Genomic DNA, 15,949 nt, shown 5'->3' on the forward strand with positions numbered 1-15,949 from the left:
GACAAGCTTTTTTCGGTAGCCTTTCCAGCTTCTCTAATTTTTATAAATTGGAGGAACCTGTGATGACAAATACTCGTAAATTGGCGATTGTAGCAGTTTTATCTGCACTTTCATTTCTACTCATGCTTTATGAGATTCCTTTGATAACCGAGTTCTTAAAGTTGGATTTTTCAATTATTCCGATTTTACTGGCTTTGGTGGTCTTGGATTTCAAAAGCTCAATGGCTGTACTCTTAATTCGCTCGGCCTTAAAGCTAGCTTTGAATAATCATGGTATAGGCACTCTTATCGGTCTCCCCATGAATATATTGGCGGTAACTGTATTTGTTTCTGCTTTTGCACTCTTATGGAAAAAGAGGAAGAGCTTGTCTGACTATGTGAAGGCCTCTCTGGTGGCAACGCTTGGTCTAACCGTCACTATGATCGTTTTAAATATCATTTATGCAGTTCCACTCTTTGCGAGATTTGCTAATTTTGATATTAATAAAACATATGGTATGTCCAAGTATCTGCTGACTATGATTGTCCCTTTTAATCTATTAGAAGGAGTGATCTGGGCTGTTGTCTTTTGGCTAATTTACACACTTTTACAGCCTGTTCTAAAACGCTATGAAAAATAAACAATCTTATCTAACAAAGGGCACTTTTGCCCTTTTACTTTTCGTTATACTCGGTTATATGGTCAAATTTTATCCTGACCAGCTGACTAATTTTGATACCCCGATTCAGGCCTGGTTGCGTGGAGATTTACCTGTAGCTTTGACAACTTTTTTTAAGCTTGTAACCAGTGTGATTGATCCATTGGGGATTATCATTTGGGTTTCTGCCCTTGTCCTATTTTTCCTGTATAAAAAATGGAAATTAGAAGCTGCTTTACTAGCAGGAAATCTGGTCTTACATGGAATTTTAATCAAGTTGATCAAATTTGTTTACCAAAGAAGCAGGCCTTCTATCACACATTTAGTTGAAGAGGGAGGTTATTCTTTCCCGAGCGGACATTCTATGGCGACAGCCATTGTGCTTGGGACCTTGATTATTATTGTCCAACAACGGGTTCAGAACCAGCATATTAAGCGCTTGGTACAAGCTTTGCTCTTACTCTATATTTTCACTGTTATGGCTTCCAGAGTCTATCTGGGCGTGCACTATCCGACAGATGTAATCGGAGGAGCCTTGATGGGCTTTGCCATTCTCAATATCGAATTTCCCTTTTATGACAAGCTACGCTTTCAGTGGCGTTTCAAGGGAAAGCAGAAATAAATAGAGATGAGGAAGGTTGGCTTTGCCAGCCTTTTTGTCTTGACAAAGAAAGTCACTTTCTTTAAGATAGGAGCAAACTAGATTAGGAGGTTAGCATGTCCAATTTGAATCAAGAACTCATAAATGCTGTTTTAGCTCTTGTTGATACCATTCCATTTGGGCACGTAGCGACCTATGGCCAGATTGCCCGTTTGATTGGGCGGCCTAAAAATGCCCGCTTGGTGGGAAAGATTCTCAGTCAGTCGGAACTTTATGGTAGCAAGCATCCTTGCCACCGGGTAGTCAATGCAGCAGGGCGCCTCGCACCTGGCTGGGAAGATCAGAGACACTTGCTCTGGGCGGAAGGAGTGGACTTGAAGGCCAATGGCTGTGTGGATCTCAAGCGTTATCAGTGGGAGCGGTGATTTCCTTCTTTCCTTGTGAAGGAGGGAATTTTTGTTTCTAAACTCTTTTTTGTGGTAGAATGAGAGGTATGAAATCTTACAATTCTTTGAATGATTATTATCGCAAACTTTTTGGAGAGAAGACCTTTAAAGTGCCCATTGATGCGGGCTTTGACTGTCCCAATCGGGATGGTACGGTAGCGCATGGAGGTTGTACCTTCTGTACCGTTTCGGGCTCTGGCGATGCTATTGTGGCACCAGATGCACCCATTCGCGAGCAGTTTTATAAGGAAATTGACTTCATGCACCGCAAGTGGCCTGATGTTCGCAAGTATCTGGTCTATTTCCAAAACTTCACCAATACTCATGAGAAGCTTGAAGTAATCCGCGAGCGCTATGAACAGGCCATTAACGAGCCAGGTGTCGTTGGACTCAATATCGGGACTCGGCCCGACTGTTTGCCTGATGAGACCATTGCCTACTTGGCTGACCTGTCTGAGCGTATGCATGTGACTGTGGAACTAGGGCTTCAGACTACCTATGAGGAGACCTCAGACCTCATCAATCGTGCACATTCTTATGAGCTCTATGTGGAGACGGTCCAGCGAGTCCGCAAGCTAGCTCCCAAGGCGGAGATTGTCTCTCACTTGATTAACGGCCTTCCGGGTGAGACCCATGAGATGATGCTGGAAAATGTCCGCCGCTGTGTGACGGATAATGATATTCAGGGAATCAAGCTCCACTTGCTTCACTTGATGACCAATACCCGCATGCAGCGGGATTATCATGAGGGACGATTGCAGTTGCTCAGTCAAGAGGAGTATATCTCTATCATCTGCGACCAGCTGGAGATTATCCCCGAGCATATCGTCATCCACCGTATCACAGGCGATGCTCCGCGAGATATGCTGATTGGCCCTATGTGGAGCCTTAATAAATGGGAAGTGCTCAATGCCATCGAGGCAGAAATGCGTCGCCGTGGCAGCAGGCAAGGTTGTAAAGCAAAGGAGCAGAAATTCGTATGTTAAGACCCTTACAGATGGCCCATACCTTTTTGGCAGAAGTCGTGACCAAGGAAGATACCGTGGTGGATGCTACTATGGGGAATGGACATGACACCCTCTTTCTGGCTAAGTTGGCCAAGCAAGTCTACGCTTTTGACATTCAGGAGCAGGCCTTGGAAAAGACACGCCAGCGCCTAGCAGAAGCTGGCTTAGACAATGTTCAGCTAATCTTAGCTGGCCATGAGACTTTGGACCAATACACGGACCATTTCAAGGCCGCTATTTTTAATCTTGGCTACCTGCCTTCGGCGGACAAGTCAGTCATTACCCGACCCGCTACGACGCTAGAAGCTTTGGAAAAGGTCTGCCGAGGCTTGGAAAAAGGTGGCCGAGTAGCCATCATGATTTACTATGGGCATGAAGGTGGCGAAGTTGAGAAAAATGCGGTGCTAGACTTCGTCAGTCAGCTGTCTCAGCAGGACTTCACTGTTGCCCTCTACAAGACCATCAATCAGATTAACAACCCGCCTTTCTTAGTCATGATTGAGAAATTGAGAGAAGTGCTTGGCTAAACGCCTCAAGAAGCGTTTGGTCAAGTGCCTTTTTAATTTGCTGACGATTTCATTTGGAAAATGAGCAAGAAAAAACAGTAAATCTTCGTGATTTACTGTTTTAAAAATCCAACTTTCTTTCACTTAATATTCCTATAAAATTATAAGAAATTCTTATCAAGTGTTCAAGTTTTATAGGTCTTTTTCAAGCTGGTCTATTGATTTCTCTTTTCCTTTGTTCTTCCACCAATCGCTCAGGTCGACTAAGGATTGAGCGGCGGAAGGGATGAGAAGGAGGACATAGATATAGACATACTGGCTCTTGGTTTCCCAGAAGAAGTGGAAGAGACCACCCCCCAAGAGAAAGATGAAGGGATAGAGGTCAAAAGGAGTCAGTTTTTTCTCGGCGACGAAAAAATTACGCAAGACAAAGAAACAAGACAGCAGATAGATACTGGCTAGCAGGGTCAAGAGCAGGAAATTAACAATCTGATAGCCACTTCTTTCCTCATAAATGCTACGCAGGACAGTTGGTTTCATATATTGCTGGCGCTCAATCTGAGGCCCAGTCCAAATAGACTGAAACGTTGGTTCAGTCCAGGTAGACTTGACCTTCTCGTAGAAAAATTTCAGCGCATAAGCAGGATGCTTGCTGAAGTGAATCAAAATATTTTTCAAATCCCGAGTGGCCATTTCTGTAGCCAAATTTTCATTGTACTTGTTGCGCTTAAGAATCTTGGTATTGTATGCATCATACCAGCCTCCCAAGGTCTGACGATTAGGATCATCTCGTAGGCCCATAGTAATATAGGCGATTTTTGGTGTGCCGACACCAATCTTGCCCCCAATAAGCTGTTCATAGTAAGCTGTCAGACCCTTGTTTGAAAGGACGATGCCAGCTACAATCAGGACGATAGTTAACGGTTTCTTCCAAGACCATTTATAAAAGATGGAAAAGAAGCAGACTCCAATCAGCATAATTGCAAAAATGATGTAGTTGTTGCGCAGGAGGCAGGCCAGGCTGATGCTAGCAGCTCCCAGCAAGGCATAGAGCAGGTTTCCTTTCTGATCCAGCTTGATAAAAGCATAGAGACTGAGCAGACAGAAGAAGAGCCCAGGAATGGTACCGTAGACAAAGAGAACGAAAAAGAGCTGTGGTAGAAAGAGAAATGTCAGCAGAATCGTGTATTTCTGGATTATTTCTCTGGCATTGAGAAGGGAAGTAATCTTGTAAATCAAGAAATGACTAAGTAGAGTCCAGACGACATTCATGCTAAAGGCAAACTGAGTCGTTGGAGAAATAAAAGCATAAAGTCGCTCCAGAGTCATCAGCCCTAGCTGATGGGGATTGCGGTACATGTAGCTTCCAACGGTTGTCAGTGAGCTGTAATCTCCTCGATTAAAGGCTAGCGCTGCATTGAAAACGTGCTTGGCATCAGCTCTGATCCGACCATCGTAGGCCGTTATCAGAAAAATCGCTGTTGCTATAAAGATGGAAGACAGAATCCAAAAAAGATGCTTGGTCTGAACCTTTTCCAGCAGGGGGCGAATAAAAAATAGACTGAAGAGAAAGAGCAGGAGGATAGGGTAAAAATACCAAGGATTACTGACGAATTGGACTCCTTCAGCAATCCTTAAAGGGATGTATGTGTGGGACAGCAGAATTTGCCCAGACAGGAAAAGCAAGGCAATCGCAGTCATGGTTAGAATCAGGAAATAGCCCAGATTGAAAATGATATTTAAAAACTGCCTCATAAGAAGTTGCCTTCTGCTTTGATGAAATAACGACCTTCTCCCAATTCAATCAGCTCGACTGGCTGAGGATAAAAGCGGTCCATGACCTCTTTTTGGAGGATATCTTCTTTTGGACCTTGGGCTATAATTTCGCCTTCTTTCAGGAGTAGGACATGGTCTAAAGCGGATATAATTTCCTCTACATGGTGGGTGACATAAAGGATAGTTGGTGCTTGGTCCATTTGTGTAATCTTTTTGATTTGATTTAGCAGGCGCTCGCGGGCAAAGAGATCTAGTCCACTGGTTGCTTCATCCAAGATAAGTAGTTCTGGCTCTTCCATAAGACTGCGGGCAATCAGCAAGAGCTGCTTCTCGCCTTGAGACAGACTGGCGTAGCTCCGGCCAATTAAGTCCTGCCCGCCAATGGAAGCCAGCATTTCCCTAGCCTGATCCAGCTCGGTTTGTCCATAAGCAGCATAGAGAATACTGCTTTTATACTTACCTGTTAAGACGATTTCTTCAGCAATGAGATGACTGGGCAGGCGCTCTGCAATGAAGGAGCCGACTACTCCAATCTTAGTTCGTAACTGAGGGATATCACCGGCACCAAATTCCGTACCAAGGACTGTCACCTTTCCTTGGGTCTTCCAATGCTCGGCCATGAGTAGGCGTAAGAGGGTTGACTTTCCTGATCCGTTAAGACCGAGGATGGCCCAATGTTCACCCTTATTCACCTGCCAGTTGAGATTTTTTAAGATGGTTTGGCCTTGTTTTGCCAAGCTTACATTTTCCAGCTCGATAATCTTTTCCATTTTTATTCTTTCTTTCATTAAATCCCCTCTATTATAACAAAATTTATGGTAAAATAACTGATAGGAGGAAAAGAATGTTTCATAAGAGTAAGTTATTTTTTTGGACAGTGGAAGTTTTACTAGCAACACTTGTCTTTTTCCTGTGGAGAATGATGGGGGATTTGATTACTCCAGTGATCAGTGTTGTAAATACCATTTTAATACCTTTTTTAATAGCAGGTTTTTTATATTATATTGCCAACCCTTTAGTGATCTTTTTGGAAAAATACCTGAAATTAAACCGTGTCTTAGGTGTCCTGCTGACATTGACAATTTTATTTGGGTCGATTGTTTTAGCAGTTATCTACCTCCTACCTATCTTAGTCACTCAGCTGACTAGTTTGATTAATTCGAGCCAAAATCTCTATAGCTATGTCTATAGCTGGGTCAATGACTTAGCTCAAAATCCTGTATTCAAAAATCTCAATATACAATCTACCCTGCAACAGCTGAATCTATCTTATATTGATATTCTGCGAAATATTCTAAACGGGGTAACTAACAGTCTGGGCAGTGTGGTATCAGCCGTAATCAATACTATCTTTATTATCATTATGACTCCAATTTTCCTTGTTTATTTCTTACTGGATGGTCATAAGCTTCTGCCAATGCTGGAACGCAGTATTCTAAAGCGAGATAAGCTCAATATTTCTTCCTTGCTGAAGAATCTAAATGCAACAGTTTCACGATATATCAGCGGAATTTCTATTGATGCAGTAATTATTGGTTGCCTGGCTTATATCGGTTATAGTACTATCGGAATTAAATATGCTTTAGTATTTGCCATTTTCTCTAGCTTGGCTAATTTGATTCCTTATGTTGGACCAAGTATCGGTTTGATCCCAATGATCATCAGTCATGCCTTTACAGATCCAAAGCGGATGTTGATAGCTGTCATTTATATGCTGATTGTTCAGCAGATTGATGGGAATATCCTCTACCCTCGGATTGTAGGAGGGGTTATGAAAGTCCATCCGATTACTATCATGGTTCTCTTGCTCTTATCCAGTAACATCTACGGTATTATCGGAATGATTGTGGCTATTCCGACCTATTCCATCATCAAAGAAATTGTAAAATTCCTAGCTAACCTTTATGACAATCATAAAGAAGCTCAGGAGATCAAGAAGAATGAAGAATTTGGAATTATAAAAAAATAGGAGAAAGGAATCTTTCTCCTATTTTTTATTTGAATTTTTATAACATAAAAAAGTATATTTATGCTAAAATAGTAATAATAAGATAAAGGAGGTATGGTCATGGTAACACGTCGTAAATTTTCCCCACAAGAAATAAGGAAAAATTCTTCTTACTTTTCTCCTCTGAAGACTATCGTGGAAACAGCCTTTTATGAGAATCAGGTTCAGTCTATCAAAACGGTAGAAGAGGCCTACCAGTTAGCTTCAGCAGCGGCTGGAACAGTGGTCTTAGATATGCCTGTGATTCATACAAAGGAGTTAGGGCTCCCTTCTTATGCGCGGGTTTTACTGACGAATTCAGGAGCAGTCGTTGGTCGAACGGCAAAGGCTAGAAGGATTTATGGTAGAGATAGCCAAGAAGATGAAACCTTACTTTTTCTAGTTCGTAGTGCTATTTACCAAGCTCATCATAGAGATTTTTACAAAGCAGATGCAGTTGTTGGGCTGGATGAAGACTTTATGGTCTGTGCCCACCTCATGGTTCCTAAAGAAGAAATAAACAATCTCTATTCATGGCTACTAAATTTCCAAATTTTAGATGAAGAATTTAAGAACCGTCTGAGAGTTTCAAAAAAATATGAGGAAAATGATATCTTTGTCTTTTTTGATCCCAAGTGGAAGCATCCAGAATATCCAGATGGTCTTGTCTACTTTGATACTAATCACAACTGTGCAGTTATTTTAGGTTTAAATTATTTTGGAGAATTGAAAAAAGCCACTCTGACTTTGGCCTGGGCAACTGCTGCTAGAAATGGCTACGTAGCTTGTCACGGTGGTCTGAAAATTTTTAAGCAAAATAATGATAAAAAAGATTTTGTTGCTTCATTTTTTGGTCTATCTGGTTCTGGAAAATCCACTCTTACGCACGCCAAACATGGTCAAAAATATGACATCAAGGTTCTCCATGATGATGCTTTTATTATCTCTATCAAGGACGGATCTTCTATTGCTTTAGAGCCATCCTATTTTGATAAGACGAGTGACTATCCGACTGGACATAGGGAACAAGATTTCTTTATCACTGTGCAAAACTGCGGAGTGACCCTAGACGAAAATGGGAGAAAGGTGTTAGTTACTGAAGATATCCGAAATGGAAATGGTCGAACGGTCAAGTCTCGCTTTTCGACTCCCAATCGAGTGGATCGAATTGACGAAGCTATCAATGCTATTTTTTGGATTATGAAAGATGACTCTCTACCACCTCTAGTCAGAATTCACGATCCTCTGATGGCCTCCACGATGGGTTGTACTTTGATGACCAAACGCTCCAATGCCGAAAATGTTTTGGGGTTACATGATGAGTTGGTGATTGAACCTTATGCAAATCCTTTTCGTGTCTATCCTTTGGTAGAAGACTACCGAAAATTCTGTCGTTTATTTGAGTCGGGAGTATCCTGTTATATTATAAATACTGGGTCTTACATGGGGAAGGCTGTCTCAAAGGAAGTATCTTTAGATGTCATTGAGCAGGTAGTGGATGGGACAGCAGATTTCAAACCCTTTGGTCCTATAGTAGGCTTTGATTATCTTGAATACGAGGGCTATCCTCTTCCTAATTTTGATAATGCTTACAAGAAATTGATTCGAGAAAGAATGCAGATTCGGCTAAACTTTTTGTTGGCCTTTAACCAAAAGTATCCTCAGACTGCCCTACCAGTTGGGGCTATTTCAAGACTGGAAAAGGTTTTACAAGATCTAGAATCCTAATCAGAACATAAGTTTCTATAAAATCTGTGTGCACGAAACTCAAAAATATGTTATAATCAGGGTTGATTATACTTTTTAGGAGAGGAAACTCATGGAAGACCCCAGCAGTCAGACCCTTTTGTTACAGTTTTTATTATTAGTCGTTTTAACCTTTTTAAATGCTTTCTTTTCCGCGGCAGAGATGGCCATGGTGTCACTCAATCGGGCGCGTGTTGAGCAAAAAGCAGAGGAAGGTGATATAAAGTACATTCGCCTCTTACAGGTTTTAGAAAATCCCAATAACTTTTTATCTACTATTCAGGTAGGTATTACCCTCATCAATATCTTATCAGGGGCCAGCTTTGCTGATACTCTCGGTCGTGTATTTTCAAGTTTGATGGGCAATTCTAAAACAGCGCATGCCATAGCGTCTTTTCTAGCTTTGGCCCTTTTGACCTATGTTTCTATTGTATTTGGTGAGCTTTATCCTAAGCGGATCGCACTCAATCTAAAGGATGATTTGGCTGTTAGAGCAGCTCCTTTTATCATCTTTTTGGGCAAGCTCGTCAGTCCCTTTGTCTGGCTTTTGTCGGCCTCAACTAATCTGTTAAGTCGCATTACGCCGATGAAGTTTGATGATGCAGATGAAAAGATGACCCGAGATGAGATTGAGTATATGCTGACCAAGAGTGAGGAGACCTTGGATGCGGATGAGATTGAGATGCTACAGGGGATTTTCTCGCTGGATGAGCTAATGGCGCGTGAACTAATGGTGCCACGTACTGATGCCTTTATGGTAGACATTCAGGATGATACCAAGGAAATCATCGAAAGCATTCTCAAACAGAGTTTCTCGCGGATCCCTGTCTATGATGGGGATAAGGACAATGTCATCGGCCTGATTCATACCAAGCGACTGCTTAATGAAGGATTCATCAATGGTTTTGACAATATCGTTCTGCGCAAGATCCTGCAGGAGCCACTCTTTGTACCGGAGACTATGTTTGTCGATGATTTGCTCAAGGAGTTGCGTAACACGCAAAATCAAATGGCAATTCTCTTAGATGAATATGGCGGTATGGCTGGTTTGGTTACACTTGAGGATCTCTTAGAGGAGATTGTCGGTGAGATTGATGATGAGACCGACAAGGCCGAAATTGAAGTCCATGAAATCGGTGAGAATACATACATTGTCTTAGGAACTATGACCCTCAATGACTTTAATGAATACTTTGAAGTTGAAATCGAAAGTGATGACGTGGATACGATTGCGGGATACTACTTGACTGGTGTAGGAACTATTCCAGATCCAAAAGAACGTATCAGCTTTGAGGTGGAGAGTCAGAATAAGAAACTGGTTTTAACCAATGACAAGGTAAAAAATGGCCGTGTCACCAAGGTTAAAGTAGAAGTTTCTGAACAAGTAGAAGCAGATGAAGAAGTTACTAAATAGTTGCTTATGTGTAAATGAAACAGACTTTCGATAAAGAAGGTCTGTTTTTGATTGTCAAAATAGAATAACAAACAAGTACACTTTCGCAAACATCCTCAAGTTTCTATTTAGTTAACTTTTATGATACACTGCATATAGAAAGACAAGGTATTTTATATGATGAAACGAGTAAAAAACTATTTTATTATCTCTGCTTTGCCTTTTTGTACTTGCAATAGGAACGAAGCTTTTCATGGACAGAATGAAAGTGGATAATCTCTACTGACACGGTTTTCAACTTTATGAAGAACAAAACGCAACCTACCTAAAAGAGCATTACAGCGGTATCAGTAAAATCGAATTTTCACCGATTTTTATTAGTGGAGGAAAAGGAGAAAGTTTTTTACAAGGCCGTGTAGTTCCAGTAGTTTATGATACTTATGGAAATAAAATCTATCTCAGAAATGATGGTTTTGTTGATAAGGTTCTTGTGGATTATAGTATGGTATTTGGAACTGATTTGGAATTCAATATTAATGATGGATCGGAAATTATTAATTTGAGAGATGATAAAAGAAGACACAATAGTGTCATTAGTGGACAACCTCTACCTGAAAAATTGAAATGGGTAGACCACGAGACAACAGATGAAGCAATGTATGCTTTTTCTCGTGAAGGGTATCTAAAAGGTGTTGAAAAAAGTAGTCAAGGTAGCCCTAAGGCTGAGATTGTTTATAATCTAGAAATTCAACGAATTGATGAAAGAGAGTTGGATAAATGGAAGTAACACATAGGGATATTCAAACATTTAAGCTTTTTTCAAGAAATCTATAAGTCTTCCTTAAGCTTTGCTGGTTATACTATATTCATCTTAAAAGAAAAGAGGACAGTCCAATGACAATAAATAATCATAGCACCCCAAACTTTTCACTTTTCCCCACTCAAGAAACATAAGTAGTAAAAAGCAAAAGCAAAAGTAGCAAATAAAACATTTTAAAAAAATTTTTTCATCTAAATCTCCTAAATTAAATAAATAAATCTGAAAGAGCTGGAAGTTTACAACTTCCAGCTCTTTTTCTTAGTTGTGTCTTTTGGCAAAATCAACAAAGCGAAATTTATCAAGTTTGTGTCTGCTGTCTGTGAACTGAAATTGCTGCCCGTTCGCTAAATAAACCTGAGATTTGACGGAAACGACATGGTTTTCTCTCTCAATATCGAGCAAAATTTTATCTCGACTGGTCGCATGATCAATGGTGATTTCCTTTTTAGCATAGTCGATGCTAAGTCCAAGATCATTTTCAATGAAATGATAGATGGAATGCTCTGCAATTTCTCTCGTCATCGTAGGAACAAGCTCTTTATCTAAATAATCAATATCAAGGACAGAAGCAACCTGGTCAACAACTCTTTGTCGAATGATTCGCCAAACCAAGCGATATTCTGGGAAACCAGTTAGCTTGGCAAGTTTTTTATCTACGGTTATCTTTTCTAGGCTGATGACATTGGTTTTAGAGTCTAGTTTATTTTGTAGGACGAGTTCCTGGTAGCTAGTCAGATTGGAGATTGGGAAATTGATGTGTTCCTGTTTGACGATTTTGGATCCTTGTCCCTTAAATTTTTGAATTAATCCTTCTTTTTGAAGTTGCTCTAGAGCCTTTCGGACAGTATCACGGCTGACTTTATAAATCTGAGTTAATTCATTCTCACTAGGTAAAAATTCGCCAACGGAGTATTTCTCGCTCAAAATATCTTGCTCAATTAGTTTGAATAATTGTTGGTATTTTTTCATGATTGACCTACTTGTTTTGTTTTTATCATACAACTACTGAAATTTTAACAAAAAACAAGGAATGTTTCAACAGACATCTTGCATACAACTTTGGTATCGTTTACAATATTTGTTAGAAAGCAGTTAGGAAACTAACAAATAAATATAAGGAGAGTGCTGGTTTTCCAGCCAATAATCAAATGGGCAAATTTGAAAAAGAGGCGAAAGTCTTATTGGACGCCATTGGAGGTAAGGAAAATGTGTCTGCAGTAACCCACTGTGCCACTCGGATGCGTTTTGTACTTATTGATGAGAAAAAAGCTGATATAAAAGCGATTGAAGAAATTGGAGCTGTCAAAGGGACCTTTACTAATGCAGGACAATTCCAGGTTATTATTGGAAATGATGTGCCAATATTCTATAATGATTTTACAGCTGTTTCAGGAATTGAAGGTGTTTCAAAAGAAGCAGCTAAGGCTGCTGCTAAGATCAATCAAAATGCGGTTCAGCGCGTCATGACCATGCTAGCTGAGATTTTTACGCCAATTATTCCAGCGATTATCGTTGGTGGTTTGATTCTTGGCTTCCGTAATATCCTAGAAGGTGTGCAAATTCAAGCTTTTGGTCAAAAAGTCGTTGATGGTGTACTTCAGTTTACTAAAGATGGAGAGCCGATTTATAAAACGATTGTGGATGTATCAAAGTTTTGGGCTGGAGTAAACCATTTCCTTTGGTTGCCAGGTGAGGCGATTTTCCAATTCCTACCAGTCGGAATTGTTTGGTCCGTGAGTCGTAAGATGGGGACTAGCCAGATTCTTGGGATTGTTTTGGGGATCTGTTTGGTGTCTCCTCAGCTCTTGAATGCTTATTTAGTAGCAGGAACACCACAATCAGAAATTGCTAAAAATTGGGTTTGGGATTTTGGATTCTTTACAGTGCAACGGATAGGCTACCAAGCTCAGGTTATTCCAGCTTTACTAGCAGGGCTTTCCTTGTCTTATTTGGAAATCTTTTGGAGAAAACGGATTCCAGAAGTTGTTTCCATGATTTTCGTACCTTTCCTGTCTCTCTTGCCGGCGATTATCTTGGCTCACACAGTTTTGGGGCCAATTGGTTGGACTTTAGGCCAATGGTTATCTACGATTGTTCTTGCAGGTCTAACTGGTCCTGTTAAATGGCTCTTTGGAGCTGTCTTTGGAGCTCTCTATGCGCCTTTTGTTATTACAGGTTTGCATCACATGACCAATGCGATTGATTCGCAGTTAGTGGCAGATGCAGGTGGTACTGGACTTTGGCCAATGATTGCTCTGTCAAATATTGCACAAGGATCTGCTGTTTTTGCTTATTATTGGATGAATCGTCATAATGAAAAAGAAGCGCAGATTGCTCTTCCAGCTACGATTTCTGCTTATCTTGGCGTAACTGAGCCAGCTCTATTTGGGGTCAACGTAAAATATATCTATCCTTTTGTAGCAGGAATGATGGGTTCCTCCATTGCAGGTCTTTTGTCTGTAAGCTTTAATGTGAAGGCAAATGCTATCGGAGTCGGTGGACTTCCAGGTATCTTGTCAATCCAACCAAAATATATGTTAGCCTTTGCTGCGATTATGCTAGTTGCAATTGCTGTTCCATTTGTACTGACCATGCTCTTCCGTCGCTTGGGTCTCTTTACCAAAGTAGAAGATGAAGCAGTCAAAACACCACAAGCTGAAGCCCTGTCAGAAGCAAAAAAATCTGCACCTTTAGCTGACTTGGTTGAAATTGCAAGTCCCTTATCTGGCCAAGTGAAAGAACTTAGTCAAGCAACAGATCCTGTCTTTGCTCAAGGAGTTATGGGGCAAGGTGTCCTGATTGAACCAAGCCAAGGAGACTTGCTTGCCCCAGTAGACGGCATTGTGTCGGTTCTATTTCCAACCAAGCACGCTGTAGGTATCGTATCTGATCAAGGTGTAGAAATGCTTATGCACATCGGTATGGATACGGTGAATCTTGAAGGTAAAGGTTTCACAGCTCATGTTAGCCAAGGAGACCGAGTGAAAGCTGGCGATAAATTAATCAGTTTTGACATTGATCTCATTAAAGATGCAGGTTATGTGACAGAAACTCCGGTCATCATTACCAATCAAGATCAATATCAAGCAGATGCATTGGGCGGTTTGCCACGCCAGATAGCAGTTGGAGACGCCCTGATGACAGCAACAAAAATTTAAGAATTACATGCTGGAAGTTGGGCTTCTCTTATGAGATAGGACTTCCAGACTCTTGAGGGTGGGATGAGAAATTCTATTCCTTTCAAGGAATGAAATATTCGTCCCACCTCTTTTATATTCAAAAGAAGGAAAAACATGGCATTAGATAAAACAAAGGTTGTCTACCAAATTTATCCAAAATCTTTTAAAGACACGACAGGGAACGGAGTGGGAGATTTTCGTGGGATTATTAAAAAAATCCCTTACCTGAAAGAGTTGGGAGTGGACATGATCTGGCTCAATCCTTTCTATCCGAGTCCGCAACGGGACAATGGGTATGATATTTCTGACTATACTGCGGTAGACCCTATCTTTGGAGATATGGCAGATTTTGAAGAGATGGTCAAGGTTGGCCAACAGTATGGTATTGACTTCATGCTGGACATGGTTCTTAACCACTGTTCAATTGAGCATGAGTGGTTCCAAAAGGCTCTGGCGGGGGATTCCTACTATCAGGACTTCTTTATCCTGCGGGATGAGCCGACGGACTGGCTGTCCAAGTTTGGTGGCAGTGCCTGGGCGCCATTTGGCGATACGGGCAAATACTATCTGCACCTTTTTGATATCACCCAAGCGGATCTCAATTGGCGCAATCCCAATGTTCGTCAAGAGCTTTTCAAGGTGGTGAATTTCTGGCGGGACAAGGGCGTTAAAGGCTTCCGCTTTGATGTGATCAACTTGATTGGTAAGGACGAGGTATTGGAGGACTGCCCAGAAAATGACGGCAAGCCAGCATACACGGACAAGCCAATCGTCCATGACTATCTTCACATGATGAATGCAGCAACCTTTGGGAAAGACAATTCCTTTATGACGGTTGGTGAGATGAGCGCAACGACGATTGAAAATTGTATTCTTTACACTGCACCAGACCGTCAGGAACTGTCTATGGCCTTTAACTTTCACCATCTAAAGGTGGACTATGAAGCTGGACAGAAGTGGACTCTTAAGGCTTTTGACTTTGAAGAGTTAAAACGTCTCTTCCATACTTGGGGCAAGGAAATGAGCGATCATGATGGCTGGTCAGCCCTTTTCTGGAACAACCATGATCAGCCGCGAGCTCTCAACCGCTTTGTCGATGTAGAGAATTTCCGCAATGAGGGGGCAACCATGTTGGCAGCCAGTATTCATCTGTCGCGCGGGACGCCTTATATCTACATGGGTGAGGAGATTGGCATGGTGGATCCTGACTACGACTCCATGGAAGATTATGTGGATGTCGAGTCTCTCAATGCTTACCAGACTCTGCTTGCTGAAGGTCAATCGCCAGAAGCAGCCTTCAGGATTATCAAGGCTAAATCTCGTGATAATTCTCGGACGCCTATGCAGTGGGATGATTCAGTCAATGCAGGTTTTACAACAGGAACCCCATGGCTAAAGGCTGGCAAATCCTATCCTCTTATCAATGTGGAAAACGAAATCAAGGGACCGATCTTTAGCTTTTATCAGAAATTGATTGCCTTGCGTAAGGAACTGCCCATCATAGCAGAAGGTAGCTATCAGCCAGCCTATGAGGACAGTCCTCAGGTCTATGCCTTTGAGCGGGAGTGGCAAGGACAAAAGCTTTTGGTTTTGAATAATTTTTATATGGATCCAATTACAGTGGATATCTTACCAGATTATCAAACTGGTCAGGTCCTTTTATCCAATTACGGCAGGACTCAGATTGATCATATTCTGACTCTACAACCGTATGAAACGCTAGCTATTCTTGTTAATTAAAAATACTATTTTGCAGTGAGGAAAGTTGATTTTTAGATATCGGTTTTCTTCACTGTTTTTATATATTGACTGATTTATCAAAACTTATAACAGAAATGGAAGTATGCATG

The 15,949-nt window shown here is 41.2% G+C and carries 14 protein-coding genes; 11 read left to right on the forward strand and 3 right to left on the reverse strand.

Features of this window, described 5'->3' with window-relative positions:
- The first annotated feature begins 62 nt into the window (after window positions 1–62).
- The 5 genes from O3640_RS08740 (at window position 63) to O3640_RS08760 (ending at window position 3,219) form a co-directional block, all read left to right on the forward strand.
- Window positions 63–620, forward strand: a complete 558-nt coding sequence (locus O3640_RS08740) for an ECF transporter S component (RefSeq protein WP_045635042.1) — start codon at window positions 63–65, stop codon at window positions 618–620.
- Window positions 610–1,260 carry a phosphatase PAP2 family protein gene (locus O3640_RS08745; RefSeq protein ID WP_125365886.1) on the forward strand — a complete coding sequence of 217 codons (651 nt, stop codon included), beginning with the start codon at window positions 610–612 and terminating at the stop codon, window positions 1,258–1,260. The genes O3640_RS08740 and O3640_RS08745 overlap by 11 nt, the downstream gene beginning before the upstream one ends.
- Before the next feature lie 95 nt (window positions 1,261–1,355).
- Window positions 1,356–1,664, forward strand: a complete 309-nt coding sequence (locus O3640_RS08750) for an MGMT family protein (protein WP_061603092.1) — start codon at window positions 1,356–1,358, stop codon at window positions 1,662–1,664.
- A 59-nt stretch (window positions 1,665–1,723) separates the two neighbouring features.
- Entirely contained in the window at window positions 1,724–2,671 is a 948-nt protein-coding gene (locus O3640_RS08755) for a TIGR01212 family radical SAM protein (RefSeq protein WP_061603093.1), read from the forward strand.
- On the forward strand, window positions 2,665–3,219 hold the full coding sequence (locus tag O3640_RS08760) for a class I SAM-dependent methyltransferase (RefSeq protein ID WP_268723247.1): 555 nt from the start codon (window positions 2,665–2,667) through the stop codon (window positions 3,217–3,219). Before O3640_RS08755 ends, O3640_RS08760 begins: the two co-directional genes overlap by 7 nt.
- A 171-nt stretch (window positions 3,220–3,390) precedes the next feature.
- Here the strand turns inward: O3640_RS08760 and O3640_RS08765 are convergent, their stop codons facing one another.
- Window positions 3,391–4,953, reverse strand: a complete 1,563-nt coding sequence (locus O3640_RS08765) for a beta-carotene 15,15'-monooxygenase (protein WP_227221448.1) — start codon at window positions 4,951–4,953, stop codon at window positions 3,391–3,393.
- Window positions 4,950–5,744 (reverse strand): ABC transporter ATP-binding protein, encoded by a 795-nt coding sequence (locus O3640_RS08770; protein ID WP_227221456.1) that lies wholly within the window; start codon window positions 5,742–5,744, stop codon window positions 4,950–4,952. The genes O3640_RS08765 and O3640_RS08770 overlap by 4 nt, the downstream gene beginning before the upstream one ends.
- Window positions 5,745–5,818: 74 nt before the next feature.
- On the opposite strand from O3640_RS08770, the gene O3640_RS08775 reads away from it, so the two are divergent.
- From O3640_RS08775 to O3640_RS08790, 4 genes are all read left to right on the forward strand, one after another.
- Window positions 5,819–6,943, forward strand: a complete 1,125-nt coding sequence (locus O3640_RS08775) for an AI-2E family transporter (RefSeq protein WP_227221447.1) — start codon at window positions 5,819–5,821, stop codon at window positions 6,941–6,943.
- 99 nt (window positions 6,944–7,042) lie between these two features.
- Window positions 7,043–8,689 (forward strand): phosphoenolpyruvate carboxykinase (ATP), encoded by a 1,647-nt coding sequence (locus O3640_RS08780; protein ID WP_227221446.1) that lies wholly within the window; start codon window positions 7,043–7,045, stop codon window positions 8,687–8,689.
- 91 nt (window positions 8,690–8,780) lie between these two features.
- A complete protein-coding gene (locus O3640_RS08785) occupies window positions 8,781–10,121 on the forward strand; it encodes a hemolysin family protein (protein WP_227221445.1) in 1,341 nt (446 codons plus the stop codon).
- Window positions 10,122–10,590: 469 nt separating this feature from the next.
- On the forward strand, window positions 10,591–10,887 hold the full coding sequence (locus O3640_RS08790) for a hypothetical protein (RefSeq protein ID WP_227221444.1): 297 nt from the start codon (window positions 10,591–10,593) through the stop codon (window positions 10,885–10,887).
- Between the two features lie 291 nt (window positions 10,888–11,178).
- Here the strand turns inward: O3640_RS08790 and treR are convergent, their stop codons facing one another.
- Entirely contained in the window at window positions 11,179–11,889 is a 711-nt protein-coding gene (treR, locus tag O3640_RS08795) for a trehalose operon repressor (RefSeq protein WP_048777567.1), read from the reverse strand.
- 179 nt (window positions 11,890–12,068) lie between these two features.
- Between treR and treP the strand changes: the two genes are divergently transcribed.
- On the forward strand, window positions 12,069–14,078 hold the full coding sequence (gene treP, locus O3640_RS08800) for a PTS system trehalose-specific EIIBC component (RefSeq protein ID WP_268723246.1): 2,010 nt from the start codon (window positions 12,069–12,071) through the stop codon (window positions 14,076–14,078).
- A 135-nt stretch (window positions 14,079–14,213) separates the two neighbouring features.
- The gene (treC, locus tag O3640_RS08805) at window positions 14,214–15,839 is read left to right on the forward strand and encodes an alpha,alpha-phosphotrehalase (protein WP_012130710.1); all 1,626 of its coding nucleotides are present in this window, start codon (window positions 14,214–14,216) and stop codon (window positions 15,837–15,839) included.
- Window positions 15,840–15,949: the final 110 nt, after the last annotated feature.

The organism is Streptococcus sp. 27098_8_75, assembly GCF_041432475.1.
Classification (GTDB): domain Bacteria; phylum Bacillota; class Bacilli; order Lactobacillales; family Streptococcaceae; genus Streptococcus; species Streptococcus gordonii.

What these genes read in the sequence shown, in the direction of transcription:
- O3640_RS08740 (WP_045635042.1), top strand. Translation starts at nt 63, where the DNA reads ATGACAAATACTCGTAAATTGGCGATTGTAGCAGTTTTATCTGCACTT.
- O3640_RS08745 (WP_125365886.1), top strand. Translation starts at nt 610, where the DNA reads ATGAAAAATAAACAATCTTATCTAACAAAGGGCACTTTTGCCCTTTTA.
- O3640_RS08750 (WP_061603092.1), top strand. Translation starts at nt 1,356, where the DNA reads ATGTCCAATTTGAATCAAGAACTCATAAATGCTGTTTTAGCTCTTGTT.
- O3640_RS08755 (WP_061603093.1), top strand. Translation starts at nt 1,724, where the DNA reads ATGAGAGGTATGAAATCTTACAATTCTTTGAATGATTATTATCGCAAA.
- O3640_RS08760 (WP_268723247.1), top strand. Translation starts at nt 2,665, where the DNA reads ATGTTAAGACCCTTACAGATGGCCCATACCTTTTTGGCAGAAGTCGTG.
- O3640_RS08765 (WP_227221448.1), bottom strand. Translation starts at nt 4,953, where the DNA reads ATGAGGCAGTTTTTAAATATCATTTTCAATCTGGGCTATTTCCTGATT.
- O3640_RS08770 (WP_227221456.1), bottom strand. Translation starts at nt 5,744, where the DNA reads ATGGAAAAGATTATCGAGCTGGAAAATGTAAGCTTGGCAAAACAAGGC.
- O3640_RS08775 (WP_227221447.1), top strand. Translation starts at nt 5,819, where the DNA reads ATGTTTCATAAGAGTAAGTTATTTTTTTGGACAGTGGAAGTTTTACTA.
- O3640_RS08780 (WP_227221446.1), top strand. Translation starts at nt 7,043, where the DNA reads ATGGTAACACGTCGTAAATTTTCCCCACAAGAAATAAGGAAAAATTCT.
- O3640_RS08785 (WP_227221445.1), top strand. Translation starts at nt 8,781, where the DNA reads ATGGAAGACCCCAGCAGTCAGACCCTTTTGTTACAGTTTTTATTATTA.
- treR (WP_048777567.1), bottom strand. Translation starts at nt 11,889, where the DNA reads ATGAAAAAATACCAACAATTATTCAAACTAATTGAGCAAGATATTTTG.
- treP (WP_268723246.1), top strand. Translation starts at nt 12,069, where the DNA reads ATGGGCAAATTTGAAAAAGAGGCGAAAGTCTTATTGGACGCCATTGGA.
- treC (WP_012130710.1), top strand. Translation starts at nt 14,214, where the DNA reads ATGGCATTAGATAAAACAAAGGTTGTCTACCAAATTTATCCAAAATCT.